Raw genomic sequence first — 23,743 nt, 5'->3', positions numbered from 1 at the left:
GGCGGGAGCCAGCGATGATCGTCGGCCACGGCATGCTCGCCCGCGCGTTTGCGTCGCGCTATGCGAAGGACACGCGGACGCTGATTTTTGCCTCGGGCGTCGCCGATTCCGACGAGCGGGCGCCGTCGGCCTTTGAACGCGAACAACGGCTGCTCGATGAGCACCTGACAACGCATGCCGGCCGCTTCGTGTATTTCGGCAGTTGCAGCGCCGCCGATGCCGATCGCTGCGAAACGCCGTATGTGCGGCACAAGCTCGCGATGGAAGCGCGGGTGCTCGACCATGCCGGCGGACTGATCCTGCGTCTGCCGCAGGTAGTCGGCCGCACGGACAATCCACATACCTTGGCCAATTTCCTCTATCGCGCGATCCGCGACGGCGAACATTTCACCGTCTGGCGCCGTGCCGAACGCAACCTCGTCGATGTCGACGATGTCGTCGCGATCGCCGCCGAGTTCATCGACGGCCGGCAGTCGGCCGGGGCGATCGTCACGATCGCCGCGGAAAAATCTCTGCCGGTGCCGGAAATCGTCGCGATATTCGAGCGCCTGCTTGGACGACGCGGCCACTACGATCTGCTGGAAAAAGGCGCGCCGCTGACCATCGATGCCGGTCCGGCGCTCGCGGTTGCGGCGGCGCTAGGACGACCGCTCACGGGAGACTATGTCGAGACCGTATTGGCCAAGTACCATGGCCGCGATGCCTGATCTCGCCCTTTCCATCGTCATTCCCGTCTACGGCAGTGCCGGCATCCTGCCGGCGTTGGCGAGCGCGCTACAGGCGGCGCTGGATCCGCAGGTCGGTGCGGGGCGCTACGAAGTGATCCTCGTGCACGACCAGGGGCCGGACGATGCCTGGCGCGTGATCTCCGATCTCGCCACGACCCGGCCCTGGCTGCGCGGCGTCGAACTGCGCAAGAACGCCGGTCAGCACAATGCGGTCATGGCCGGCCTGGCCTTCGCTCGCGGCGAATACATCGTCACCATGGACGACGACCTGCAGCACGATCCGCAGGACGTGCCGCGCATCCTGGCCTGCCTGCGCGAGGGCAGGGATGTCTGCTACGTGCAATTCGCTTCGCGCCGGCATGCCTTGTGGAAACGCCTGGGCAGTGCCTTCAACGATCTCGTCGCGGGCTGGCTGCTGCGCAAGCCGCGGGGGCTGTACCTGTCGCCGTTTCGCGGCCTGCATCATTCGATTCGCGACCTGATCGTGGTCTACACCGGTCCGTTCGTGTACGTCGACGGCCTGTTGCTGCAAAGCACGGCCAATATCGGCACCATCGAGGCGCAGCACCACGCGCGCAGCGATGGCCGCTCCGGCTACAGCCTGCGCAAGTCGATTTCCCTGTGGCTGCAGATGGCGACGAGTTTCTCGATCATGCCCCTGCGTGCCGCCTCGCTCGCGGGCATGGCCTGTTCTTTGTTCGGCTTCGCGCTGGCGCTGTTCGTGATCGTGGAAAAATTCCTGCATCCGGATACGCCGGTCGGCTGGACCTCGCTGATCGTCGCGATCCTCATGATGGGCGGCATCCAGCTGATCGCGCTGGGCATGATCGGCGAGTACGTCGGACGGGTCCTGCTCAATGTCAGCTACCGGCCGCAGTACGTGCTCGGTCGGCGCGTGAATCTGCCCGATGCCGACCTCGGCACGACGCCGCGCGATGATCACTAGCGACAACGATCTGGGGCGCCTGCTGCGCTTCGGACTGGTCGGCGGGCTGAGTACCCTGGCCAGTGCCGTCCTGGTCTGGACGCAGGTCGACGTCCTGAACGCGGATCCGCGCCTGGCGGCGGTGATCGCCTATCTGTTGCTGGTGCCGGTGAATTTCCTGGCGCAGCGTCGTTTCACCTTCGCCTCGTCCGGGCGGCTGACCCGCGAGGCGCTGCGCTTCATCCTCGTGCATGTCTCGAACCTGATCCTGTCGCTGCTGGGCATGGTGGTCGTGGTCGACCTGCTGCGGGCGGATTACCGCTGGGGCATCGTTTTTTCCATGATCGCCGTGCCGCTGGCGACCTTCCTGGCGATGCAGCACTGGGTGTTCCGGCGCGCCTGAGCGTTCAGTCGCACCGCGCGCACTTGCTGGTAGCATCGGGAAAACCACAGCGCGCGGAACCAACGCATGAGCCAGGCAGTCGCCGACGGCACGGGGCCGATGCCCCGGCAGATCCCCTACATCATCGCCAATGAAGGCTGCGAACGCTTCAGCTTCTACGGCATGCGCAACATCCTCACGCAGTTCCTGGTCGTCAGCCTGTTGCTGTACCTGCCCGAGGCGGACCGGGAAAGCGAAGCCAAGCATGTCTTCCACACCTTCGTCATCGGTGTGTACTTCTTCCCCTTGCTTGGCGGCTGGATCGCCGACCGCTTCTGGGGCAAGTACCAGACCGTTATCTGGTTCAGCCTGGTCTACTGCCTCGGCCATGCCTGCCTGGCGTATTTCGAGGATAACCGCACGGGATTCTTCGCCGGGTTGTTCCTGATCGCGTTCGGCTCCGGCGGCATCAAGCCACTCGTGGTGTCCTTCGTCGGCGACCAGTTCGACCAGACCAACAAGCAGCGCGCCAAGGTCGTGTTCGACGCGTTTTATTGGATCATCAATTTCGGGTCGTTCTTCGCATCCCTGCTGATGCCGATTTTCCTGCGCGACTATGGCGCCGCCGTGGCCTTCGGCATTCCCGGCATCCTGATGTTCATCGCGACCTTCGTGTTCTGGCTCGGACGCAAGAAGTACGTGATGGTGCCGCCGGAATCGGCGAACCCGCATTCTTTTCTCAATGTCGCGCGCACGGCCTTGTTCGCGCAGGCGCCCGGCAAGGCGCGCACGGGGCTAGCGCTGGCGGGGTTCGGCGCGACCCTCGCGGTGATCTCGATCCTGCTCACCCCACAGATCGGTTTCGTGATCGCCTTCTGTTCGGCGCTGGCCTTGTTGCTGGCCTTCGGCGGCATGGGCACGTGGATGCAGCTCGAGCGCGCCCGCGGCGTGCATCCCGACGAGGCCGTCGAAGGCGTGCGCGCGGTGCTGCGCATCCTCATCGTGTTCGCGTTCACCACGCCGTTCTGGTCGTTGTTCGATCAGAAGGCCTCGACCTGGGTCCTGCAGGCGAACGACATGGTCAAACCCGACTGGTTCCAGCCTTCGCAGATGCAGGCGCTGAATCCGGCCCTGGTGATGCTGCTGATTCCGTTCAACAACTTCGTGCTTTTCCCGCTGGTCCGGGGCCTGGGCGTGGAACTGACGGCGCTGCGCCGCATGACCACGGGCATCGCCTTCTCGGGTCTGGCCTGGGTCGCGATCGGTTGCATCCAGCTGGCGATGGACGGCGGCAGTCCGACCTCGATGCTCTGGCAGATGCTGCCGTATGTGTTGCTGACCTTCGGCGAGGTGCTGGTCTCGGCCACGGGCCTTGAGTTCGCCTACAGCCAGGCGCCGAAGTCGATGAAGGGCGTGATCATGAGTTTCTGGTACCTGGCGGTGACCATGGGCAATCTGTGGGTGCTCATCGTCAATTCCACGGTGCGCAACGATGCCGTGCTCGGACACATCGCCAGCACCGGTTTGAGCGTGACGGCCTTCCAGATGTTCTTCTTCGCGGCGTTCGCGTTCGCGGCCGCGCTGGCGTTCGGGTGGTACGCGCTGCGTTACCGCATGGTCGACAACTACCGGGCCGCGTGAGCGCCGGCCCAGGCCGCTATTTCTTTTCCACGTAGGCGGCGCGCACGGCCGCGGTGTCGAGCGCTTTCGATTGCGCGGCGTCGTAGGTCAGTCCGACGCCGTCGCCGCCCAATCCCGGCAGGTACAGCTCGATCGCCATCGTGTTCTGCGGATAGCGGCGGCGCATCACCAGCATCACGTAGTCGCCGCCGTTGTGCTGGAAATAGTAATCCTTGCCTTCGTAGGCGGCGGCGCGCACCTGGGTGCGGATGACCTGGCCATCCAGCGGGTTGTTGACGCCTTCGACCTTGATGTAGACCACGTCGCTGCCCAGCGCCTGCGCGACGGAGACGGTTTCGTTGTGTTCGCCGACGTAGACGCTGCCGTATTTTTCCATCGCTTCCGCCGGTGCGGCGGGTGCGGCTGACGGGGTTTCGGGCTTGGCTCTTGCTGGCGGAGCCGCAGCAGCAGGTTGTTCTGCTGGCGGCGTCACGGCGGTCGGGGGCGAGGCATCGGCAACGGCCGGCGGGTTTTCTGCGACCGTCGGCGTCGAAGTCGCTGTCGACGTTACGGGGCTTGCCGTAGCGGCGGTATCCGGCGCCGTCGTCTCTGCGGGCATCGGTGTTGCCGGCGGCGGAACCGCCGTGTCGTCGTTCGAACGCCACTGCGGCCACGCAAGAAATCCGCCGACGATCGCGACCGGTGCCAGCCACAGCAGATGACGTGCGGGCGAGGGCGGTCGCGCGTCTGCGGTCGCGATCGCGGCCGGCGTCGCGGCGCCGCTGGGCGTGGCGATCGAGGTCGGCGGCAGCGGCGCGCGACCCACGCCGGGCGTTGCGAGCATCGTGGCAGCCGCGCTCGTCTGTCGTGCCTTGACCTGCAGATCGCCGCCTTGCTGGATCAGCGGATGCATGGCGAGCGCGGCCAGCAACTCGCGTGCTGTCTGATAACGCGCGTCCGGTTCCTTGGCGAGCAGCTTGCCGAGGATTCCGGCGGTCTGGGCATCGACCTGGTCGTTGAGCGTGCGGATATCCGGAATGTCGGACTCGACGACGCTGAGCATGAGCTTGAACGGGCTTTCCGAATTGAACGGCAAGCGGCCGCTGAGCATTTCGAACAGCACCACGCCCAGCGCAAACAGGTCGGAGCGTTCGTCGACGGGCTTGCCCAGGCACACTTCCGGCGACAGATACCCGGGCGTGCCGACGACATCGCCGGTCGCGGTGAGTTTCTTGCTGGTGTCGCGCTGGGTCAGGGCGATGCCGAAGTCGGCGATCTTCAACTGGCCGCGTTTGCCGAGCAGCAGATTGCCGGGCTTGATGTCGCGATGGATAACGCCGTGCTCGTGCGCGGTCGCCAGGCCGAGCGCCGCCTGGCGCAGCAGGTTCAGCGCGTCGGCGGTCGCCAACGGGCCTTCGCGCTCGATGAGGGTCGACAGGCTTTCGCCATCGACGAATTCCATCGCGAACCAGGCCTGTTCGCCTTCCTGGCCGATGTAATGGATCTGGATGATGTGCGGGTCGTTGAGCGCGGCCATCGAGCGCGCTTCGCGCACGAAGCGTTCGACCAGGGCTGGGTCATGCGACAGCGCCGGCGACAGCTCCTTGATCGCGACATAACGGTCGAGCGCCGGCTCGAAGGCTTTGTAGACCACGCCCATGCCGCCGCGGCCGAGCTCGGCGACGATGCCGTAATGCCCCAGTTGCGTCTTCATGCCTCAGCGCGGCGCCGTGTCGGTGCGCAGCACGGGATAGAGATTGAAACGCTCATCCCAGGACGAATGCCGGCGTGCGAAGAACTGCAGGCGGGCGGCGGAATTCTTGGCGAAATCGGTATCGCTTTCGAGTCGTGCCTTGAATTCCGCGGCCAGCGCAGGATCGGCGGCGAGCTGAGCGCGCGCGACGTCCTCGGCGACGTAATCCTCCATGTATTCCTTCTGCTCGAAGGCATTGTTGAATTCGCCCCAGGCCGCGAGCGAGTCGCTGGACTGCGGTTCGAGCAAGGCCATGACCAGCCGTGCCTTGGGCTGGGCGATCGGCACGAACAGCGACCCCGCGGCGAGGTCGCGGACCTCGGCCTTCCATTCGCCCTGCGCGTTCAGCCGCTGGTGACCTTCGACCGACTGGCCGCCGAAACTCGCCTTGGTGGCGCGGAAGGTTTCGACAGCCGCCTGCTTCTGCGCGCTGCCGACGACGCGGAAGCGGATGCCGTGCAGCTTGAGTTTTTCCGCGACCCAGGCCGCGTGCGCCGCCGGCACGACATAACCGGCTTTGGGCGCGACCACCTGCGTGCCGGGCTGGATATCGTCCGCGAGTGGGACATGCCAGACCTGCGGCTTGCTTTCATCGTAGCGGGTCATCAGCGCGCCGGAAATGTCCGAGAGCGTGCGCGTGTATTCGTAGCCGAGGAAATCAATCTCGCGCTTCTTCGCGGACGCGGCATAGTCCAGCGCGACCGTCTGGCCACCGAGCGCCTGTGCGCGCTGATCGGCGGCCTGCGCATCCTTGAGCCAGCTGGCGCCGTGCGCGGCCATCTGGTCGAGCAAGGACACGATGGTGTTGCGGGTGATGCGCACGCGCGTCGGATAGTCCTTCCACGAATGCGTTTCGACCAGCATCGCCATGCGGTTGCGCATCGGGAAATAGCCGGTCGAGAAGCGCGGCGGCGCGACGCTGTCGGTGAAGCCCGAGGCGGGGTCGTCGTTGACGTTGAACGAGGGATAGAAGGACACGGGCAGCGAACCCTGCGCGGTGAGGTCGGCGATCACCCCGGTGCGCAGCGCCAGGCCGTCCTTGCGGAAGTCGCCGTCGCCGGAATTGACCGGCTCGACCTGCACCGCGACGTCATGGCGGAACTTTGCGCCGTCGGTGACGTGCAGATCGACGTAGGCGAGCGGGTCCCATTCGTTGACCAGGCGCAGCATCGCCTGCATTTCCGGCGCGTCGGCTTTGACGTAGTCGCGATTGAGGTTGTAGTTCTGCGCCGTTGTGCGCCAGCCCATCTGTTCGGGCCCGCGCTGATTCGGACGGTTCCAGGCGCCGAAGCGTTCGTGGCCATCGACATTGAACACCGGCACGAACACCAGCACCTGTTTGTCGAGCGCGCCTTTCGCGGCCTTGCCGGCGAGCACCTCGCGCAGCGCGAGGAAACCCGCGTCCTTGCCGTCGATTTCGCCGGCATGGATGCCGCCCTGGATCAGCATCACCGGCAGCCCGCGCTGATGCGCGGCAGCGGCCGTGAGCGCGCCGGTGCGTGTGACGATCAGGGCCTTCATCGGCCGGCCTTCGGGCGTGCGGCCGAAATCGATGCAGCGCACGACGCCGGGGTAGGCATTCTGGAACGACTGGCACAGCGCGATGACTTCGTCGTAGCGACCGGTTTGCAGGAAGCCCGAGCGTTCGGACATCGTGCTCAGGGGCGGCAGATCGGCGGAGGCAGTCGCGCAGACGCCGAGGGCGAGGGTCAGCGCAAGGCACAGGGGACGGATCATGGGCGGCTTCGCTTTGGGAAAGCGCGATGATGCCTGTGCCCGGTGACGGCGAATAGTGAGCAAAGTTGGGACGACGCCCCCGATGGTGGCGCGCTCATGAGCGCGATGCCTTCAGTTGGCGACAGCCACCGGGCCTGTTGCGGTCAGACCCGCGCCGACAGGCGGGGCACCGATGGGGCGGGGCGCACGACCGAGCAGTTCCGGCAGCCGGTTGTGTTGCGGGCAGTTGTCGTTGCGCAACAGCTCCCAATGACCGAAAGAAAACGGCGTCCAATGCAGGAGATCGCAGACGTGGCTGCCGAGGCGGGCGAGCACGCCCGGAATGCGCAGGCAGCGGACCGGGTGCGGCGTGTGCAATCGGCGAATCGAGGCGATGTAGTCGGCGAGTCCGATTTGGTCCGGACCGCCAAGATCGTATTCGCGCTGCGCGGCGTCGGTGTTGGTCGGCAGCGGTTGCATCGCGAGGTTCGCGAGCGCCTCGCCGAGTTCGCCGACATCGAGCGCGGCGATGCGGCCGATGGCGTCCGCCGGCAGCACCAGCAGGGGCCAGCGCGCGACGCGGCGGATCCATTTCGCGCCGTAGCCACCGTCGCCGTCGAGCAGGGACGGCCGCACGATGTGCCAGTCCGCGCCGCTTGCGCGCAGCGCGGCTTCGGCATCGCGCTTGGAACGCAGGAAGCGGCTGCGTGCGGGGAACTGCAAACCCAGGGCCGAGACATGGATCAGGCGCAGTCCGCGCTGTCGGCAGGTTTCGGCCAGCGCGGTTACCGCTTCGCAGTGCACGCGCCGGTAAGTCTCGCGGCCGCGCTGGCGCAGGATGCCGACGCAATTGAGCACCACGTCCACGCCATCGGTGGCATCCCGCCACTGGTCGGGGTCAAGCAGGTCCTCCATGTGCACCTGCCGGCGCGGCGCGGCGGTGGCATTGCCGGGCAACTTGCCGTCGATGCGGGCCGGATGGCGACTGCCGATGATCACCGGGCAGCCGGCGGCGATCAGGGCGGCGACGGCGTGCCGGCCGATGAAACCCGAGCCGCCGAGCACCAGAACGGTGGGTTTGGCTGGGGGTGGCGGTTTGTCCTGAGCCCTGTCCATGCTGTTTTCCGATCTTCGTGTCAGTAATTTCTGTCTTGACAGAAATATATGACCAAAATAGTCTGGCGGCAAGCCAGATGCGACGCCGGAGCCTGCCATGGACACCCCCGACACCGACACCCCGACCGCGGACCGCCTGACGCCGGTCAGCCGCCGCTTTGTCCTGCACTGGGGCGAGATGGGCTCGCGCTGGGGCGTGAACCGGACGGTGGCGCAGATCCACGCGCTGCTGTTCCTGTCCGGGCGACCCATGCATGCCGAGGAAATCGCGGACATCCTCGTGGTCGCGCGCTCGAACGTCAGCAACAGCCTCAAGGAATTGCTCAACTACAACCTCGTGCGCGTCGTGCACCTGCTCGGCGAACGCCGCGACCACTACGACACCAGCAAGGATGTCTGGGAGCTGTTCCGGACAGTGACGCGCGAACGCAAGGCGCGCGAGTTCGATCCGACCGTTGCCGTGCTCAAGGACTGCGTCGCCGACGCCGCCTTTGCGCAGGAGGATCGCGATGCCCAGACGCGCATCCGCGAAACCCTGGCGCTGATGACGACGATGTCGGCCTGGGGCGAGGAAATGCTGCGCCTGGAGCCGGCCACGCTGATGAAGGTCATGAAGCTCGGCAGCCGTATCCAGAAACTGCTGCGCGACGGCGAGAACAAATGACACCTGTCGTGCACTACCCGCTGACGATCTACTACGACGCGCACTGCCCGCTGTGCGTCAAGGAACTGGGCGCGATCAAGGACTACGACCGCCACGACCGCCTGCGCCTGGTCGATTGCTCGGGCGCGGAATTCGATGATCCGTTCGCGCGGCGTGCGGGCATCGGCGCCGAGCAGATGATGCGGTCGATCCACGCCCGCGACGAAGCGGGGCAGTGGTTTACCGGGGTCGATGTCTTCGTGCTCGCCTATCGCCAGGCCGGCATCGAAAGCATGGCGCGGCTGTGGTCGCATCCGTGGCTGCGTCCGTTGTGGGACCGGCTGTATCCGTGGGTGGCGCGGCATCGCATGTTCCTGTCCCGGCTGGGCTTCACCGAGGCTTTCGACCGGCTGGTGCGCTGGGCTGCGCGGCGTTCCGAGCGCCAGGCGGCGGCCTGCCGCGACGGCCGCTGCGAGCTGCCCTGAGCGTCAAAACGGCGGGCTTCGGGCGATAATCGCCGTCCCGCACGTTCCTCTGATCCCATGCTCGCCTTCCTGCCCCTGTTTCTGCGCGTTCCGCTGGCCGCGCTGCTGATCGCCCTCAATACCGTGCTGCATACGACGCCGCTGTTTGTCGTGGCCCTGCTGAAGTGGCTGCTGCCGATTCCCGCGTTCCGGCGCGGCTGCAATCACGTGCTGGTCGGCTTGGCGGAAAGCTGGATCGCCGTGAACAGCGGCTTGTTCGCGGTATTTACCCGCACGACCTTCCATGTCGAAGGCCTGGAAGGGCTGCAGAAGGACGGCCACTACCTCGTGCTGAGCAATCACCAGAGCTGGGTCGACATTCCGGTGCTGCAGAAGGTCTTCAACCGGCGCATTCCGTTCCTGCGCTTTTTCCTCAAGAGTCAGCTGATCTGGGTGCCCTTGCTGGGTTTGGCGTGGTGGGCGCTCGATTTCCCCTTCATGAAGCGCTACACGAAGAGCCAGCTGGCGAAGAATCCGCAGCTCGCCGGTCAGGACATCGCCGCCACGCGCCGCGCCTGCGAGAAATTCCGCGACATGCCGGTCTCGGTCATGAACTTCGTCGAAGGCACGCGCTTCACCGTCGACAAGCATGCACGGCAGTCCTCGCCGTACACGCATCTGCTTAAGCCCAAAGCCGGCGGCGTGGCCTTCGTGCTCGATGCGATGGGCCAGGCTTTGCATTCGGTCGTGGACGTAACCCTGGTCTATCCGGGCGGCAAGCCGACCTTGCTCGATCTGATGGCCAATCGCGTGCCGGCGGTGCGCGTGCATGTGCGGCAGCGGGCGATTCCGGCCGAGTTCCTGACCGGCGACTACGAAAACGATCGCGCGTTCCGTGCGCGCTTCCAGCAATGGATGAACGCGGTGTGGACCGACAAGGACGCCGAACTGGCGCGTCAGCTGGCCGCGGCCGGTTCCGACTGAGCCTGCGTCCGCGAGCCGCTCCGGGCCCGTACACTGGCGACAGACCGACCGAAGGCCCACGCATGATCATCGTCCACCACCTCAACAACTCCCGCTCGCAGCGCGTGCTGTGGCTGCTCGAGGAGCTTGGCCTGCCGTACGAGGTGCAACGCTACGAACGCGACGCGCAGACCATGCTGGCGCCGCCGTCGCTGCGCAAGGTGCACCCGCTGGGCAAGTCGCCAGTGATCGGCGACGGCGATGTCGTCGTGGCCGAGTCGGGCGCGATCGTCGAATATCTCGTCGAGACCTATGGGCAGGGTCGTCTGGTGCCGCCGCCGGGGACCGCGGAAAAGCGCCGGTACACCTACTGGCTGCATTTCGCCGAAGGCTCGGCGATGTCGCCCTTGCTCATGAGCCTGGTGTTTTCGCGCGTGCGCAGCGCGCCGGCGCCGTTTTTCGTGCGGCCGGTCGCGCGCGCGATCGCCGACAAGGTGATGACGTCGTTCGTGACGCCGCAGATCAACGCGCATCTGGATTTCATGGAGAGCGAGCTGAAGACGCGCGACTGGTTCGCCGGCGACGCGTTTACGGCCGCCGATATCCAGATGAGCTTCCCGCTCGAAGCGGCGGCCTCGCGCGGCGGCCTCGCCGCCGATCGCCCGCGGCTCACCGACTGGCTGGCGCGCATCCACGCCCGCCCGGCCTACCAGCGTGCGCTGGCCAGCGGCGGACCGTACGAGCTGTTGCGCTGATACGATTCCGCCCGCGCCACTGACGGCCGACGACACCGGCAAGGACCCCGATGCTCTCGCATACCCTGATCATTATCGCGATCACCTGCGTGGTGTCGTTTCTCGCCTTCAATAATCAGAAGCTCATGGACCGGCTGATCCTGTGGCCGCCGGCGATCGCGCGCGACAACGACTGGTACCGGCTGGTGAGCTACGGCCTGCTACATGCCGATTTCACCCACCTGCTGTTCAACATGATCACCCTGTATTTTTTCGGTCGGGTGATGGAGTCGTTCTACATCACGCGCCTCGGTCCCTGGGGCTTCGTGTTTTTCTACGTGCTGGGACTGATTTTTTCGATACTGCCGACGTATCTGCGCAATCGCGACAACGCCAAGTACTTCAGCCTGGGCGCCTCGGGCGCAGTATCGGCGGTGTTGTTCGCCTATATCCTCATCGACCCGTGGGCGAAGATTTACGTGTATTTCGCCATCGGCATCCCGGCGATCGTGTTCGCGGTGCTCTACACCGTCTATTCGATCTACATGGACCGGCGCGGCAAGGACAGCGTCAATCACAGCGCGCATCTGTGGGGCGCCGCGTACGGGGTGGTCTTCACCCTGCTCGTCGATTCGGACGTCCTGGGGCATTTCCTGCGCGAGTTGAGCCACCCCCGCTTCTAGGCGGGCGGGGCGGGCGGCTCGCCGTGCGATAATTGCGCATGACCGACTTTTCCGCACTTTCCCTCAGCCCGGCCCTGCTGCAGGGCCTCGAAGCGCTGGGTTACGCCAGCATGACCCCGATCCAGGCCGGCAGCCTGCCACCGATCCTGGAAGGCAAGGACGTGATCGCGCAGGCGCGCACCGGCAGCGGCAAGACGGCCGCTTTCGGCCTGGGCCTGCTCGCCCGCATCGATCCGCTGCTCGCGCGTGTGCAGACCCTGGTGCTGTGCCCGACGCGCGAACTCGCCGATCAGGTAACCAAGGAATTGCGCCGCCTCGCGCGTCCGATTCCCAACATCAAGATCTCGACCTTCTGCGGCGGCATCCCGCTGCGTCCGCACCTGGCGTCGCTGGTGCATGAGCCGCACATCGTGGTCGGCACGCCCGGCCGCGTGCAGGAGCTGATCGACCACGGCGCACTCAAGCTCGATGCCTTGCTGGTGCTGGTGCTCGACGAAGCCGACCGCATGCTCGACATGGGCTTTGAAGCCGCGATCGCCGGCATCGCCTCACAGGCGCCGAAAGCGCGGCAGACGCTGCTGTTCTCGGCGACCTATCCCGAGGAAATCCGCGACATCAGCAAGAAGTTCCAGCGCACGCCGATCGAAGTAACGGTCGACACCGAACACGGCGCCGACGAGATCGAGCAGCTGTTCTTCGAAGTCGACGTGCCGCGCAAGCTCGATGCGTTGTCGCAGTTGCTGGCCGAGCATCGTCCGGAATCGGCGGTGGTGTTCTGCAATACCAAACGCGATGCCCAGGACGTTGCCGATCAGCTGGCGCAACGCGGGACGTCGGTGCTGGCCCTGCATGGCGACCTCGAACAGCGCGATCGCGACGAAGTGCTGGTTCGCTTCGCCAACCGCAGTTGTGCGGTGCTGGTGGCGACCGACGTCGCCGCGCGCGGGCTGGATATCAAGGATCTGCCGGCGGTGATCAGCTACGAACTCGCCAACGACGCCGACACGCATACGCACCGCATCGGCCGCACCGGCCGGGCAGGGCAGAAGGGCCTCGCCTTGAGCCTGGTCGCGCCGCGCGAGATCGGGCGCGTCGCGAAGATCGAAGAGAATCTCGGCGGCAAGGTGCGCTGGGTGCGCATCAATCTGTCCGACCGGTCCGCGAAAGAACCGGTCAAGGCCGCGATGGCCACGCTGATCGTCGATGGCGGCCGCAAGGACAAGGTGCGTCCCGGCGACATCCTCGGCGCGCTGACCGGCGCGGCCGGCATCCCCGGCGATGCGGTCGGCAAGATCGACACCTTCGACACCCGCACCTACGTCGCGATCCGTCGCGACCTCGCCAAGAAAGCGCTCGAGCGCCTGCGCGCGGGCAAGATCAAGGGCCGCACCCTGCGCGTGCGCACCCTCGGCTGAGCACGGGCGCCCGCGTGCCGGACGGGGCCGTCGCCCCGGTCTTCGGCAGGTTCATCAATAAATAGGCAATAAGTAGCCCTGCCGCCACGACGATGTCTCCCACACGGTGGAGCACGACGATCCCGTCTGTGCTCGCGACGGAGCGGCCTGGCCGCTTGCGTCGGACCGGCACTTCGCCCCCGTTTCGTCGCTGGAGACAAAGATGGATACCGATGTCCTGATCGTGGGAGCCGGCCCGACCGGCCTCATGCTCGCCAACCAACTCGCACGCCGCGGTGTGCGCGCGCTCATCATCGACCGCCATGCCGGTCCTTCGCAGCAGACGCGTGCACTCGGCGTGCAGGCGCGCACGCTGGAAATCTACGCCAAGATGGGACTGGCCGAACGCGCGATCGGGCAGGGCAAGATCGGCACCGGCGCCAATCTCTGGGCGAACGGCCAGCGCAAAGGCCGCGTGCCCTTGGGCGACGCCGGTAAGGAAGTCAGTCCGTATCCCTACATCCTCGTGCTCGGTCAGGACGACAACGAACGCCTCATGGGCGAGTCGCTGAACGCCGCCGGCGTGTCCGTGCAGTGGAATACCGAATTGCTCGCCATCGAGCAGCGCAGTGACCACGCGATGGTGACGCTGAAACAGGCCGACGGCTCGGTGCGCGGGCTCAAGGTCGCCTGGGTCGCCGGTTGCGATGGATCGCGCAGCGCCGTGCGCGAACTGAGCGGCATTGAATTTCCGGGGGCGCCGTACGAGCAGGTGTTCTTCGTTGCCGATGTCGAGATGACCGGCACGATGGTGCCCGACGAGGTCAATGTCTATCTGTGGCAGGCCGGTTTCCATCTGTTTTTCCCGATGCGCGGCCAGGACCACTGGCGCATCGTCGGCATCGTGCCGCCAGCCTTGCGCGATTCGCCGACGCTGGATTTCGCGGCGCTCACGCCGTCCCTGCTCGGCGAGGCGGGCGTGAACCTGTCGTTGAAAAACTGCACCTGGTTTTCTACCTATCGCATCCATCACCGGCATGCGGCGAATTTCCGCAGCGGCCGTTGTTTCGTGCTCGGCGATGCCGCGCACGTGCACAGCCCGGTCGGCGCGCAGGGCATGAATACCGGATTGCAGGACGCGTACAACCTGGGCTGGAAGCTGGCGCTCGTGGTGCAGGGCCGGGCCGATCCGGCCTTGCTCGACTCTTACGAAGAAGAACGGTTGCCGGTCGCGGAACAGCTGCTCAACACCACCGACCGGGGCTTTCGCCTCATCGTGTCGGCGCATCCGCTGGCTGGCCTGTTGCGCACGCAGATCATCGCGCGCGTCGCCGCGTTTGCGATGCGCCGCAAGTTCATCCAGAAGATCGCATTCCGTGCGGTCTCGCAGACCGGCATTCACTATCGCAAGGGCTCGCTGTCGTCGGCGCTCGCGCGATTCCCGGGTAAGGCCCCGCAGGCGGGCGATCGCTTTCCGTGGTTGAAACTCAAGCTGTCCGCCGGCGGGCCGGTGCAGGACCTTTTCGAAAAACTCGACGACCGGCGCTTCCAGCTGCTGGTCTTTGGTCAGCCCCTGCCGGCCGAGGCCTTGCCCGATCTGGGCGAACTCATGCAGGTGCACGTGATTCCGGCCGACGCCACCAATGCGGCGGAACTTGATCGTGCGAAGGTCCCACAGACGGCGTTCTACCTGCTGCGTCCCGACGGGCATGTGGGCCTGTGCGGCGCCATCCTGGACTCCGCGGCGGTCACCGACTATTTCCGACAGCGGGTGCGTTTGGGTCCGGCCGAGCTCCGGGCCTGAGGCCCCGTACTTCTGGCCCATGTGATTAGGTGTTATAGGTAACTATAGTACCGGCACAGGGGTCGACATTCCGTCGGCGCCCAGCAGACCCGGGAACGCGCATGTCGGCATGTGAATTGTCTTTGAAATCCGTCGGATACAAGTATCCCGGCGGCCACCAGGCCGTGTCGGACCTGAGCCTCAAGCTGGGCCCGGGCATCCTGGGACTGCTCGGACCCAATGGCGCGGGCAAGTCCACCTTGATGCGCATCCTCGCGACCCTGGCCCGGCCGACCGCCGGCCAGGTCACCTGGAACGGGGTCGATATCGCCGAACAGCCCAACGCCCTGCGTGTCGCGCTCGGCTACCTTCCGCAGGATTTCGGCGTGTATTCGGCGCTCAGCGCGCGCGAGTTCCTGGCCTTTCTCGCGGCCGTCAAAGGCTTGTCCGGCGTCGAGGCCAAAACGCGCGTGGAGACCTGCCTCGCGCAGGTCGGCCTGAGCGATGCCGCCGATCGACGCCTCGGCGATTTCTCCGGCGGCATGCGTCAACGCGTCGGCATCGCGCAGGCTCTACTCAACGATCCGACCCTGTTGATCGTCGACGAACCCACGGTCGGCCTGGATCCGGAAGAACGCATGCGTTTCCGGCACTTGCTGACCGATCTGGCTGGGCAGCGCCTGGTCATCCTGTCGACGCATATCGTGTCCGACGTGGAAGCCAGTGCCACGCAGCTCGCCGTCATGGCCGAGGGGAGGCTGCGTTTCCACGGCACGCCCGAACAACTGCTGGGAATGGCCGAGGGCCATGTCTGGGAATGGACCTTGGCTGCCGATCAACTTGCCGAAGTCCGCGCCAACTACACGCTCTGCGCCTCGTTGCGCCGTCCCGACGGCGTGCGCGTGCGTGTCATCAGTGCCGGTCGACCGCACGCCGACGCGCAGGCGGTGACGCCGGGTCTCGAGGACGCGTACACCTGGTTGCTCGGCGCCAGCGCGGCGGCGCACTGACATGCAGGCCGTCCATCGGTTTCTCGCCATTCTTCTCGCCGATCTGCGCGAACGTACGCGCAGCCTGCGTTTCTGGATCGTGCTGGCCGGCGTCATGGTCGGCAGCTGGGCGTGTTTTCCGCCGCCGAGCGCGCACTACCTGACCGTGTCGCTGGTCGATGGCCAGCGCGGCGCTTATTCCAGTGCCTGGATCGGCATGGTGCTGGGCATGGAGTTCTGCACGCTGCTGAGCCTGATCGGTTTTTATCTGGTGCGCGGCACGCTCGCGCGCGACATCGACACGCGCGTCTGGCAGCTGCTGGTTGCCACGCCGATGACGCGCGGCGCCTACCTGCTGGCGAAGTGGGCCAGCCACATGGTGATCTTCGGCATCATCATTTCCGTGGGCCTGAGCGTGGGTCTGGTCGCGCAGTGGGTGCGCGCGGAAGACACGGCGTTCAATCTGTTCGAACTGGTCAAGCCGGTGCTGGTGCTGAGTTTGCCGGGCCTGGCGATCACCTCGATGTTCGCGGTCTGGTTCGACCTCGTGCCCTGGCTGCGGCGCACGATCGGCAATGTGCTGTTCTTCATCGTCTGGGTGACCTTGACCTCGACCTCGCTGGCGCAACTCGATGCCCCGCATGCGAACGAGGTCTGGACCAGCGATCCGAACGGCATGACCGTGGTGGCGCGCGATTTCCAGCGCATCCGCGAGCAGCAGACCGGCAAGCCGCAGGAGAAGGGCTTCAGCGTCGGCAATCAGGTCATCGACCATCCGCCGATCCTGTTCGAATGGAAGGCCTGGCACGTGCGGCCCATGGATGCGTTGGGTCGCCTGCTGTGGCTGCTCGGTGCGATGGCGGGTGTGCTGCTGGCGGCACCGTTTCTCGATTGGGCGGCGGCGCGCGGCACGGCGGCGGCGGCGAAAAACGTTGCGGGAGCGGGGCTGCGTCTGGCCTGGCTCGACAAGGCGATGGCACCGTTCGCGCGTGGCCTGTTCGGCACCCTGGTGATTGCGGAACTACGTCTGGTGCTGCGTCAGCGTCGTTACGGCTGGTGGCTGCTCGCTCTGGTGGCCTGGGGCGTGCAGGCTTTCAGTGCGGAGAAGGGCATGGTCATGGCGATGATGCTGGCCTGGTTGCTGCCGCTGGACGTGTTTGCGCGTGGCGTGCTCCGCGAGCGCGATACCGGTACCGGCGGGCTGATGTTCACCGCCGCCGGCATCACCTGGCGCCTGCTGGCGACGCGGTTCGCAGTGGCGGCGATCCTGGCGGTCGGTCTGGCCTTGCCCGGCATGCTGCGTCTGCTGGCCAGTCACCCGGAAGGCGCCTTGGCGGCGGTCGCGATCGCAGCGTCGATCTCGGTCTGGGGCCTGGCGGTGGGCGCGATCTGCCGCAACCCGCGTCCGTTTGAGCTGTTGCTGCTCGGGACGGTGTACGTCGGCATCCAGGGGGCGGACATCTTCGACATGAGCCGCGATCCGGCGACCACGGCGCTATGGCACAGCCTGTTCCTGCTGCCGGCGGCGGCGCTGCTGTTCTGGGCGTGGCCGCGGCTGGCGCGGCGCTAGACAGGGGAATCTGCGGGAGCGGCCTCTGCCGCGTCTGCACTGGTGGCTGGGGCCCGGGGCCCTTCCCACAGATTCCCGACGGCGGATCAGCGGCGGTTGCCGGCCCGCTGCACGTCAGAGTGTGACTTCCTGCGGCAGATTTCGTCGTTCAGGCTCTGGAATTCGGGGCTCTGGCGGCGGCCAGAGAGCAGCAGTTCCATCTGGCGCAGGGCGATCTCGAGATCGGCGCGTTGTTTGCTCGGAAAGGCGATGACGTTGCTCATGGCAGCTGCTTCCTTTTTCGACCAAAAGGACGATGCATATTCCGTGCCATGGTGACTTGCCCGGGCCCCTGTGCCAGCATCCGCGCCCTATGCGATTGAACAAGCACATCAGCGAGTCCGGTTATTGCTCGCGACGCGAGGCCGACCGTCTCATCGCCGAAGGCCGGGTGCTGCTTAACGGCAAGCGACCGGGGATCGGCGCGCAGGTCGAGGAGGGCGACAAGGTCGTCATCGACGGGCAGGAACTGCGCAAGCGGGCGGCAGGCGCGGGGGCGCGCAAGCACGTCTACATCGCCCTCAACAAACCGGTCGGCGTGACCTGCACGACCGAGGCCGACGTCAAGGGCAACATCGTCGACTTCGTCGGCCATCAGCAGCGCATCTTCCCGATCGGCCGCCTCGACAAGGATTCCGAGGGCCTGATCCTGCTGACCAGCAACGGCGACATCGTCAACGAGATCCTGCGCTCGGAAAACAACCACGAGAAGGAATACCTCGTCGGCGTGAACAAGACGGTGACCGACGAGTTCCTGCGCGCCATGGCCGGCGGCGTGCGCATCCACGGCCAGCTGACCAAGCCCTGCAAGACCCGGCGCATCGCCAAGTTCGGTTTTTCGATCGTGCTCACCCAGGGCCTGAACCGACAGATCCGCCTGATGGCCGAGGCACTGGGCTACAAGGTCGTGCAACTGCGCCGCGTGCGCATCATCAACGTCAAGCTTGGCCACCTGAAGGTCGGCCAGTGGCGCAATCTGACCGAGCCGGAATTGCGCGGTCTGCTGCCGCAACGCAGCGAGTGGTAAGGCGCGTTCGCGGCAACTGAATAAAACCTCTAGCGGTGCCGGCGTAGGTTCGAGGCAAGCGAAGCGGGACGAGGTTCCGCCGCGAGTCCGACCGCCGGGGTTGCCATGGCCAGTCACGCGCTCGTGCTGATGTGTCCGCCGGTGCATTTCGCGGTCGACTACGTCATCAATCCGTGGATGCAAGGACAGTTGGGGCAGGCCGACCGCAGGCGCGCCGTCGCGCAATGGCAGGCCTTGCGTGTGGTGCTGGCGATGCACGCGGACATCGTCGAGATCGCGCCGGAACCGGGATTGCCCGACATGCCGTTCACTGCGAACGCCGGTCTGGTCCTGGGCCGCACCTTCGTGCCCAGCCGGTTCCGTCATGCCGAGCGGCGCGGCGAGGAGGCGGCCTTCTCGCGCTGGTTCGAGCACGAGGGCTTCGATGTGCGCGCCTTGCCCGGCGACAGCCTGTTCGAGGGCGCAGGCGATGCGCTGTTTGATCGTGCCGAGCCGCGCCTGTGGGTGGGCTACGGCCATCGCACGGATTTGGCGGCAGTGAGTGCGCTGGCGCGCGTGCTGCACGTCGAGACGATTCCGCTTGCGCTCGCCGATGCGCGTTTCTACCACCTCGATACCTGTTTCTGTCCGCTGTCGCGCGGACACCTGCTGTATTTTCCGGCGGCCTTCGATGCCGCGGCGCGCGCGGCGATCGAAGCGCGCGTGCCGGCATCGCGCCGGATCGTTGTTGAAGAAGCCGATGCTCTGGCCTTCGCCTGCAATGCGGTGAACCTGGGCAACGTAGTCGTGCTCAATCGCGCCGGTGCGACCTTGCGCATCGCGCTCGAGAATGCCGGCTATCGCGTCGTGGAGACGCCGCTGGACGAATTCCTCAAGGCGGGCGGTTCGGCCAAATGTCTGACCTTGCGGCTGGACGAAGTCTTGCCGGTGTCGGCTGGCCGGCTGGCGCTCGTGGTGTCCTAGGCGCGATCGTGGGTGGCGGACCGCGCACTCAGGTAGTCCGCGGCACCGGCGCCAGCGATCTTTCCGCTCGCGAAACACGCGGTCAGCAGGTAGCCGCCCGTGGGCGCTTCCCAGTCGATCATTTCGCCCGCGCAGAACACGCCGGGAACGTGACGCAACATCAGGGCCGGATCGAGCGCGGAAAAACGCACGCCGCCGGCGCTGCTGATCGTTTCGGCGATCGGGCGCGGGCGCTGCAGTGTCAGGGGCAGCGACTTGATCGTTGCCGCCAGCGTGGCGGGATCGGAGAACGCGGCCTTGCTCATCGTTTCGTAGAGCAGGCCGGTTTTCACGCCCTCGATGCCGGCGACGCGGCGCAGATGGTCGGTCATCGAGCGGCCGCCACGCGGGCGCGCGAGATCGTTCGTGAGTCGGTCGAGATCGCGGCCAGGCGCGAGATCCAGATGGATGACGGCCGACCCCTCGGCATTGATCTGTTCGCGCAGGCGCGCCGAACGTGCATAGATCAAGCTGCCCTCGATGCCGGTTTCGGAAATCACGCATTCGCCCTGGAGCCAGCGGCCGTCGCCCGGAATTTCCGGGCAGAGAATTTTCACCGGTTTCAGAGGATGCCCGGCGAACCGCTGGGCGAAGATCTCACTCCAGGCGATCTCGAAACCGCAGTTCGCCGCCTGCAGCGGCGCGATGTCGGCGCCGCGTTGTGCCAGCCAGGGCAACCACGCGCCGTCCGACCCCAATTGCGGCCAGCTGCCGCCGCCCAAGGCGAGCACAACGGCCTGCGCACGAATGATTTGCGGCCCGCTCGGGGTGTCGAAGCACAAGGCCCCGTCCGCATCCCAGCCGGTGCAACGGTGATGCACATGGAATCGCACGCCGCTTTCGCGCAGCCGGCGTACCCAGGCGCGCAGCAGGGGCGCGGCTTTCATGTCTGTCGGGAAAACACGGCCGGAACTGCCGACAAAGGTGTCCACACCTAGTCCGCGGGCCCAGTCGCGCAGGGCGTCGGCGTCGAACACCGAAAGCCAGCGCGCGACGTCCTCACGACGATCGCCGTAGCGATCGACGAAAGGCGAGCGCGCTTCCGAATGCGTCAGATTGAGCCCGCCCTTGCCGGCGATCAGGAATTTTCGCCCGACCGAGCCCTTGCCTTCGAACACATCGACGTCGATGCCGGCGGCACGGGCCGACTCGGCCGCCATGAGGCCGGCCGGACCGCCGCCAACAATGGCCAGGCGCAGGGAGGGAGCGAGGGACATGCGGAGTCTGAGGGGCCGACGAACGCGGTCGACGATCAGGGCAGGCGCGACTTGAGCGCGTCGAGCTCGGCGCGCAGTGCTGCCACGGCCGCTTCGAGCGCGTCGATGCGCGACGGCGTCTCGCCGCCGCTGCGTTCGGCACTGCCCGTGGATTTCACCGAGGCCAGCAGCTGCTCGGCGTCCACCGCACCGGACAGCAGGTGCATGTAGCGATCTTCGCGCTGGCCCGCGCCGCGGCCGAGGTTGAGCGCCAAGGCGGGCGTGCGTTGTGCGAGGCGTTCGAGCGTGAGCCGGACTTCGTCGAGATCGGCGAACGCGGCGATGCGTTCGCAGCGTGTATGCAATTCGGCGAGGGTCTGCGGACCGCGCAGCATCAGCACGCACAGCAGGGCCTGCTGGCGCGTGGTCACCGACCAGGCTTGCGCGAAACGGTGTTCGTAGCGCTGCGCGCGGGCGCCGTGCACCGAGCGGATCGCGCCGAGACCTTCGAGCTCGCGCAGGGCATGGCCGACTTCGCCCGGCTCAAGCTCCATCAGGGGCTCGCGACTGGTTTTCTGGTTGCAGGCCAGGACCACGGCGTTCGCGGTCAGCGGATACGCTTCCGGCGTCGTCGCTTCCTTCTCGATCAGGCAGCCGAGGATGCGCGCCTGGATCGTCGTGAGCGGCGCCGGACCCGCATCGGCAGTCGCATCGGCAGCGGGATTTTCGGAAGTCATGGCGGGATCGGCGAACAGCGGAGGCGGGACGCCATGATGCCTCATGCCTGCGGTCGCCGGTTCGACGGCGTGGCGCGATCCGGCGACCGGGCAAAAAGAGGGCGGCTTAGCCGCCCTTCTTCGCGGCCTTGTCGGCGCGCTTTTCTTTCAGGGTTTTCGCGGGTTTTTTCTTGGTTTCTTTCTTCTGCTGCAGGCCCTTGGCCATGACCGTCTCCTGGGTTGGGGTTTGCCGCTGTGGCCCCCGGAGGATATCGTGATCCGGGCGCGTCGTCCCGTGTCCATCGGCGCGATGGTTTCGCCGGACCTTCTTCGCAGGCGCCGATGTCCATGAATACGATCCCGCATGCGCCGATGCCCTTGCCGCCCGGCTTGGTGTCGTTGTTGCTGGCGGCCTACGCGACGCCGATCCGGGCGTATCACAACTTCGATCATGTGCACGAGGTGCTCGGGCACTACGCGGAATCGGCGCAGCGATCGGCCTGGCGGCAGCCGCGGGAAGTATTCCTGGCCGTGCTTTTCCATGACGCGATCTATCAGGCGGGCCGGCGGGACAACGAAGAGCGCAGCGCCGTGCTGGCCCTCGAAGCAATCGCGGAACATCTGCCAGAAGCGGGCATCGACGGGGCCCGCGTGGCCGAACTCATCCGCTTGACGGCGCGGCATGGGCGGGTCGGTCCGGACGACGTGGACGAGGACGCGCGGCGGTTCCTGGATGGCGACATGGCGATTCTCGGCGCAGCTCCAGCGGCGTTTGATGCCTACCATCGGGGCATCGCCAGCGAGTACCGGGGCAAGTTGCCGGGCTGGCTGTTTGAGTTCAACCGGCGGCGCTTCCTGAAAGGCCTGCTGGCCAAGGAGCGCATCTTTCTGAGCGATGCCTTCCACGGGCGCTTCGATGCGCCAGCCCGCGTGAACCTGCAGCGTGTGCTGCAGGCGCCGCGCTCGGTCACGCGCGCCGGTGCCGGTCGCTAGCGGTCTTCCGCGAGAACGTCTCCTCGTACCGAAGCACCCGCGCTCGTTTCCGCAGGTCGGGGAAGCGCCTTCAGCCCGAAGCACGGCCGCAGCAGCGGGACGCGCTTGGCGATTTCGCTGATCGCGAAACAGCCCAGCACCGTGCCCGACAACACGGCGATCGGCTCGAGCACCGGGCCGAGGTGGAAGGGAATCAGCCAGAAGGCGAGGCCGACGATCAGGCTCTGGTGCAGCATGTACCAGGGATAGACCGACTCGTTGGCCCAAGGCAGCCAGCGAAACGGTTTGTTCAACAAGGCATGTGACCAGCCGAGTATCGCCAGCAGCATCGTCCAGATGTAGAGATTGCGCAGCGTCCACAGGCCCGCCTGCTGCCAGAACGGCACGTCCTCGGGAAGGGTCGCGACCAACGTGAGGTAGGGGACGAACAACAGCAGTGCCGCGATCAGGCTGACGCGGCGCAGACGCAGGGCTTCGGTCCAGAAGCCGCTGTCGCGGGCGATCAGGTAACCATAGACGAACACCGTGAAATACACCGCATTGCGGTACCAGTCGTGGATGAAATCGCCGTCGTCGGGAAAGCGCTGCTGCAAGGTGAGCGTATAGAACAGCAGGGGTAGGGCCGGCAGGACCATCAGCTTCCAGCCGCGCAGGCCAGTGAACATCGCACTCATGCGGCGACCGAATGAAGACGCCAGCGGCTTGGCGAGCAGGGCCAGAACGAGGGTGTAGACCCACAGGTAGGCCAGGTACCACAGGTGGTTCCAGGTGTAGCCGTGTTCCCAGCCGTCGAAGGCTTCTTCGGGCCAGCGCTTGCCGCGGTAATACTCGCTGAGGAAATGCCAGAAGCCCGGTTCGACCAGTCCGTTCGACACGCCCTGCGCATACGGCTGGATCGGCACGATGACGAGCATGCCGAACACCAGTGGCAGGAACAGGCGCCAGGTCCGGCTGCGGACGAAGCGCCAGACCTGGTCGGGTTTGAGCAGAAAGGCGGCGGCCATGCCCGAAATGAGGAAGATCAGGTCCATGCGCCAGCGATTGACGAACAGCATCGGCCATTGCAGCCATTCGCCCTGATAGGGGCTTTTGACGTGCCAGCCCCAGTCGAAGACGTAGAGCATGGCCAGGTGATAGAGGATCAGCAGACTGAAGGCGATGGCGCGCAGGGCGTCGATGTCGTGGCGGCGGGTCATGGGGTTCTCCTGAGTGAGCCCAGACTGCCTACGGCGCGGCCGCCAGCCCAGGACCAGGGGGCAGGGCGCGGGGAACAGTGACGAACGGTGGTCTCGCGGGACGAGTTGCGG

At 66.1% G+C, this 23,743-nt stretch carries 23 protein-coding genes; 16 read left to right on the top strand and 7 right to left on the bottom strand.

Going from position 1 to position 23,743, the window contains the following annotated elements; all coding sequences use genetic code 11:
• The first annotated feature begins 14 nt into the window (after positions 1-14).
• The 4 genes from G467_RS0111790 to G467_RS0111775 all read left to right on the top strand — a co-directional run bounded on the left by G467_RS0111790 (position 15) and on the right by G467_RS0111775 (position 3,676).
• Positions 15-707 (top strand): NAD-dependent epimerase/dehydratase family protein, encoded by a 693-nt coding sequence (locus tag G467_RS0111790; RefSeq protein ID WP_022969943.1) that lies wholly within the window; start codon positions 15-17, stop codon positions 705-707.
• Positions 691-1,674 carry a glycosyltransferase gene (locus G467_RS16600; RefSeq protein WP_022969942.1) on the top strand — a complete coding sequence of 328 codons (984 nt, stop codon included), beginning with the start codon at positions 691-693 and terminating at the stop codon, positions 1,672-1,674. The genes G467_RS0111790 and G467_RS16600 overlap by 17 nt, the downstream gene beginning before the upstream one ends.
• The gene (locus G467_RS0111780; RefSeq protein ID WP_034219296.1) at positions 1,664-2,056 is read left to right on the top strand and encodes a GtrA family protein; all 393 of its coding nucleotides are present in this window, start codon (positions 1,664-1,666) and stop codon (positions 2,054-2,056) included. The genes G467_RS16600 and G467_RS0111780 overlap by 11 nt, the downstream gene beginning before the upstream one ends.
• Positions 2,057-2,122: 66 nt before the next feature.
• On the top strand, positions 2,123-3,676 hold the full coding sequence (locus G467_RS0111775; RefSeq protein WP_022969940.1) for a POT-type proton-dependent oligopeptide transporter: 1,554 nt from the start codon (positions 2,123-2,125) through the stop codon (positions 3,674-3,676).
• Positions 3,677-3,692: 16 nt separating this feature from the next.
• Here the strand turns inward: G467_RS0111775 and G467_RS17590 are convergent, their stop codons facing one another.
• The 3 genes from G467_RS17590 to G467_RS16590 all read right to left on the bottom strand — a co-directional run bounded on the left by G467_RS17590 (position 3,693) and on the right by G467_RS16590 (position 8,240).
• Positions 3,693-5,369 (bottom strand): serine/threonine-protein kinase, encoded by a 1,677-nt coding sequence (locus G467_RS17590; RefSeq protein WP_022969939.1) that lies wholly within the window; start codon positions 5,367-5,369, stop codon positions 3,693-3,695.
• 3 nt (positions 5,370-5,372) lie between these two features.
• Complete coding sequence (locus G467_RS0111765) at positions 5,373-7,145, bottom strand: M14 family metallopeptidase (RefSeq protein WP_022969938.1); 1,773 nt, start codon at positions 7,143-7,145, stop codon at positions 5,373-5,375.
• A gap of 111 nt (positions 7,146-7,256) precedes the next feature.
• Entirely contained in the window at positions 7,257-8,240 is a 984-nt protein-coding gene (locus G467_RS16590; RefSeq protein WP_022969937.1) for an NAD(P)H-binding protein, read from the bottom strand.
• A gap of 97 nt (positions 8,241-8,337) precedes the next feature.
• Here G467_RS16590 and G467_RS16585 point away from each other — a divergent pair, with 97 nt between their 5' ends.
• The 9 genes from G467_RS16585 (at position 8,338) to G467_RS0111715 (ending at position 17,463) form a co-directional block, all read left to right on the top strand.
• A complete protein-coding gene (locus G467_RS16585) occupies positions 8,338-8,904 on the top strand; it encodes a GbsR/MarR family transcriptional regulator (protein ID WP_022969936.1) in 567 nt (188 codons plus the stop codon).
• On the top strand, positions 8,901-9,368 hold the full coding sequence (locus G467_RS16580) for a thiol-disulfide oxidoreductase DCC family protein (protein WP_022969935.1): 468 nt from the start codon (positions 8,901-8,903) through the stop codon (positions 9,366-9,368). The genes G467_RS16585 and G467_RS16580 overlap by 4 nt, the downstream gene beginning before the upstream one ends.
• Positions 9,369-9,425: 57 nt before the next feature.
• Positions 9,426-10,331 (top strand): acyltransferase, encoded by a 906-nt coding sequence (locus tag G467_RS0111745; protein ID WP_022969934.1) that lies wholly within the window; start codon positions 9,426-9,428, stop codon positions 10,329-10,331.
• A gap of 62 nt (positions 10,332-10,393) precedes the next feature.
• On the top strand, positions 10,394-11,065 hold the full coding sequence (locus tag G467_RS0111740; RefSeq protein WP_022969933.1) for a glutathione S-transferase: 672 nt from the start codon (positions 10,394-10,396) through the stop codon (positions 11,063-11,065).
• A gap of 50 nt (positions 11,066-11,115) precedes the next feature.
• Positions 11,116-11,727, top strand: coding sequence for a rhomboid family intramembrane serine protease (locus G467_RS0111735; RefSeq protein ID WP_022969932.1), 612 nt, complete (start codon positions 11,116-11,118; stop codon positions 11,725-11,727).
• 38 nt (positions 11,728-11,765) lie between these two features.
• Positions 11,766-13,142, top strand: coding sequence for an ATP-dependent RNA helicase DbpA (gene dbpA, locus G467_RS0111730; RefSeq protein ID WP_022969931.1), 1,377 nt, complete (start codon positions 11,766-11,768; stop codon positions 13,140-13,142).
• A gap of 202 nt (positions 13,143-13,344) precedes the next feature.
• Positions 13,345-14,925: an FAD-dependent monooxygenase gene (locus tag G467_RS0111725; protein ID WP_022969930.1), complete on the top strand. Its 1,581-nt coding sequence runs from the start codon at positions 13,345-13,347 to the stop codon at positions 14,923-14,925.
• Positions 14,926-15,047: 122 nt separating this feature from the next.
• Positions 15,048-15,914 carry an ABC transporter ATP-binding protein gene (locus G467_RS0111720; RefSeq protein ID WP_022969929.1) on the top strand — a complete coding sequence of 289 codons (867 nt, stop codon included), beginning with the start codon at positions 15,048-15,050 and terminating at the stop codon, positions 15,912-15,914.
• A 1-nt stretch (position 15,915) separates the two neighbouring features.
• A complete protein-coding gene (locus G467_RS0111715; protein WP_022969928.1) occupies positions 15,916-17,463 on the top strand; it encodes an ABC transporter permease subunit in 1,548 nt (515 codons plus the stop codon).
• Positions 17,464-17,549: 86 nt separating this feature from the next.
• Here the strand turns inward: G467_RS0111715 and G467_RS18065 are convergent, their stop codons facing one another.
• Positions 17,550-17,726 carry a hypothetical protein gene (locus G467_RS18065; RefSeq protein WP_022969927.1) on the bottom strand — a complete coding sequence of 59 codons (177 nt, stop codon included), beginning with the start codon at positions 17,724-17,726 and terminating at the stop codon, positions 17,550-17,552.
• An 89-nt stretch (positions 17,727-17,815) separates the two neighbouring features.
• Here G467_RS18065 and rluF point away from each other — a divergent pair, with 89 nt between their 5' ends.
• Together rluF and G467_RS16575 are read left to right on the top strand one after the other, a co-directional pair.
• Positions 17,816-18,529, top strand: coding sequence for a 23S rRNA pseudouridine(2604) synthase RluF (gene rluF, locus G467_RS0111705; protein WP_022969926.1), 714 nt, complete (start codon positions 17,816-17,818; stop codon positions 18,527-18,529).
• Between the two features lie 105 nt (positions 18,530-18,634).
• Entirely contained in the window at positions 18,635-19,492 is an 858-nt protein-coding gene (locus G467_RS16575) for a dimethylarginine dimethylaminohydrolase family protein (RefSeq protein WP_022969925.1), read from the top strand.
• Here the strand turns inward: G467_RS16575 and G467_RS0111695 are convergent.
• Both G467_RS0111695 and G467_RS0111690 read right to left on the bottom strand, forming a co-directional pair.
• Positions 19,489-20,748, bottom strand: coding sequence for a TIGR03862 family flavoprotein (locus tag G467_RS0111695; protein ID WP_022969924.1), 1,260 nt, complete (start codon positions 20,746-20,748; stop codon positions 19,489-19,491). The two genes, G467_RS16575 and G467_RS0111695, sit on opposite strands and share 4 nt — an antisense overlap.
• Positions 20,749-20,783: 35 nt before the next feature.
• A complete protein-coding gene (locus G467_RS0111690) occupies positions 20,784-21,464 on the bottom strand; it encodes a YceH family protein (protein ID WP_022969923.1) in 681 nt (226 codons plus the stop codon).
• Between the two features lie 327 nt (positions 21,465-21,791).
• Between G467_RS0111690 and G467_RS16570 the strand changes: the two genes are divergently transcribed.
• Positions 21,792-22,436, top strand: a complete 645-nt coding sequence (locus G467_RS16570) for an HD domain-containing protein (protein WP_051130467.1) — start codon at positions 21,792-21,794, stop codon at positions 22,434-22,436.
• Here G467_RS16570 and G467_RS16565 read toward each other — a convergent pair.
• A complete protein-coding gene (locus tag G467_RS16565; RefSeq protein ID WP_022969920.1) occupies positions 22,433-23,632 on the bottom strand; it encodes an acyltransferase family protein in 1,200 nt (399 codons plus the stop codon). The two genes, G467_RS16570 and G467_RS16565, sit on opposite strands and share 4 nt — an antisense overlap.
• Between the last annotated feature and the right edge of the window lie 111 nt (positions 23,633-23,743).

The sequence above is a fragment of the Arenimonas oryziterrae DSM 21050 = YC6267 genome (assembly GCF_000420545.1).
Classification (GTDB): Bacteria; Pseudomonadota; Gammaproteobacteria; order Xanthomonadales; family Xanthomonadaceae; genus Arenimonas; species Arenimonas oryziterrae.
The sequence above is the reverse complement of the archived record's forward strand: the minus strand, read 5'-3'. Positions and strand labels throughout refer to the sequence as shown.

Excerpts from the sequence above, each read along its gene's own strand:
- G467_RS0111780 (WP_034219296.1), top strand. The coding sequence starts at position 1,664 with ATGATCACTAGCGACAACGATCTGGGGCGCCTGCTGCGCTTCGGACTG.
- G467_RS0111690 (WP_022969923.1), bottom strand. The coding sequence starts at position 21,464 with ATGACTTCCGAAAATCCCGCTGCCGATGCGACTGCCGATGCGGGTCCG.
- G467_RS16585 (WP_022969936.1), top strand. The coding sequence starts at position 8,338 with ATGGACACCCCCGACACCGACACCCCGACCGCGGACCGCCTGACGCCG.
- G467_RS0111765 (WP_022969938.1), bottom strand. The coding sequence starts at position 7,145 with ATGATCCGTCCCCTGTGCCTTGCGCTGACCCTCGCCCTCGGCGTCTGC.
- G467_RS0111790 (WP_022969943.1), top strand. The coding sequence starts at position 15 with ATGATCGTCGGCCACGGCATGCTCGCCCGCGCGTTTGCGTCGCGCTAT.
- G467_RS0111740 (WP_022969933.1), top strand. The coding sequence starts at position 10,394 with ATGATCATCGTCCACCACCTCAACAACTCCCGCTCGCAGCGCGTGCTG.
- G467_RS16575 (WP_022969925.1), top strand. The coding sequence starts at position 18,635 with ATGGCCAGTCACGCGCTCGTGCTGATGTGTCCGCCGGTGCATTTCGCG.
- G467_RS0111725 (WP_022969930.1), top strand. The coding sequence starts at position 13,345 with ATGGATACCGATGTCCTGATCGTGGGAGCCGGCCCGACCGGCCTCATG.
- G467_RS0111715 (WP_022969928.1), top strand. The coding sequence starts at position 15,916 with ATGCAGGCCGTCCATCGGTTTCTCGCCATTCTTCTCGCCGATCTGCGC.
- G467_RS16580 (WP_022969935.1), top strand. The coding sequence starts at position 8,901 with ATGACACCTGTCGTGCACTACCCGCTGACGATCTACTACGACGCGCAC.
- G467_RS18065 (WP_022969927.1), bottom strand. The coding sequence starts at position 17,726 with ATGAGCAACGTCATCGCCTTTCCGAGCAAACAACGCGCCGATCTCGAG.
- rluF (WP_022969926.1), top strand. The coding sequence starts at position 17,816 with ATGCGATTGAACAAGCACATCAGCGAGTCCGGTTATTGCTCGCGACGC.
- G467_RS16570 (WP_051130467.1), top strand. The coding sequence starts at position 21,792 with ATGAATACGATCCCGCATGCGCCGATGCCCTTGCCGCCCGGCTTGGTG.
- G467_RS16565 (WP_022969920.1), bottom strand. The coding sequence starts at position 23,632 with ATGACCCGCCGCCACGACATCGACGCCCTGCGCGCCATCGCCTTCAGT.
- G467_RS0111775 (WP_022969940.1), top strand. The coding sequence starts at position 2,123 with ATGAGCCAGGCAGTCGCCGACGGCACGGGGCCGATGCCCCGGCAGATC.
- G467_RS16600 (WP_022969942.1), top strand. The coding sequence starts at position 691 with ATGGCCGCGATGCCTGATCTCGCCCTTTCCATCGTCATTCCCGTCTAC.
- G467_RS17590 (WP_022969939.1), bottom strand. The coding sequence starts at position 5,369 with ATGAAGACGCAACTGGGGCATTACGGCATCGTCGCCGAGCTCGGCCGC.
- dbpA (WP_022969931.1), top strand. The coding sequence starts at position 11,766 with ATGACCGACTTTTCCGCACTTTCCCTCAGCCCGGCCCTGCTGCAGGGC.
- G467_RS16590 (WP_022969937.1), bottom strand. The coding sequence starts at position 8,240 with ATGGACAGGGCTCAGGACAAACCGCCACCCCCAGCCAAACCCACCGTT.
- G467_RS0111695 (WP_022969924.1), bottom strand. The coding sequence starts at position 20,748 with ATGTCCCTCGCTCCCTCCCTGCGCCTGGCCATTGTTGGCGGCGGTCCG.
- G467_RS0111735 (WP_022969932.1), top strand. The coding sequence starts at position 11,116 with ATGCTCTCGCATACCCTGATCATTATCGCGATCACCTGCGTGGTGTCG.
- G467_RS0111745 (WP_022969934.1), top strand. The coding sequence starts at position 9,426 with ATGCTCGCCTTCCTGCCCCTGTTTCTGCGCGTTCCGCTGGCCGCGCTG.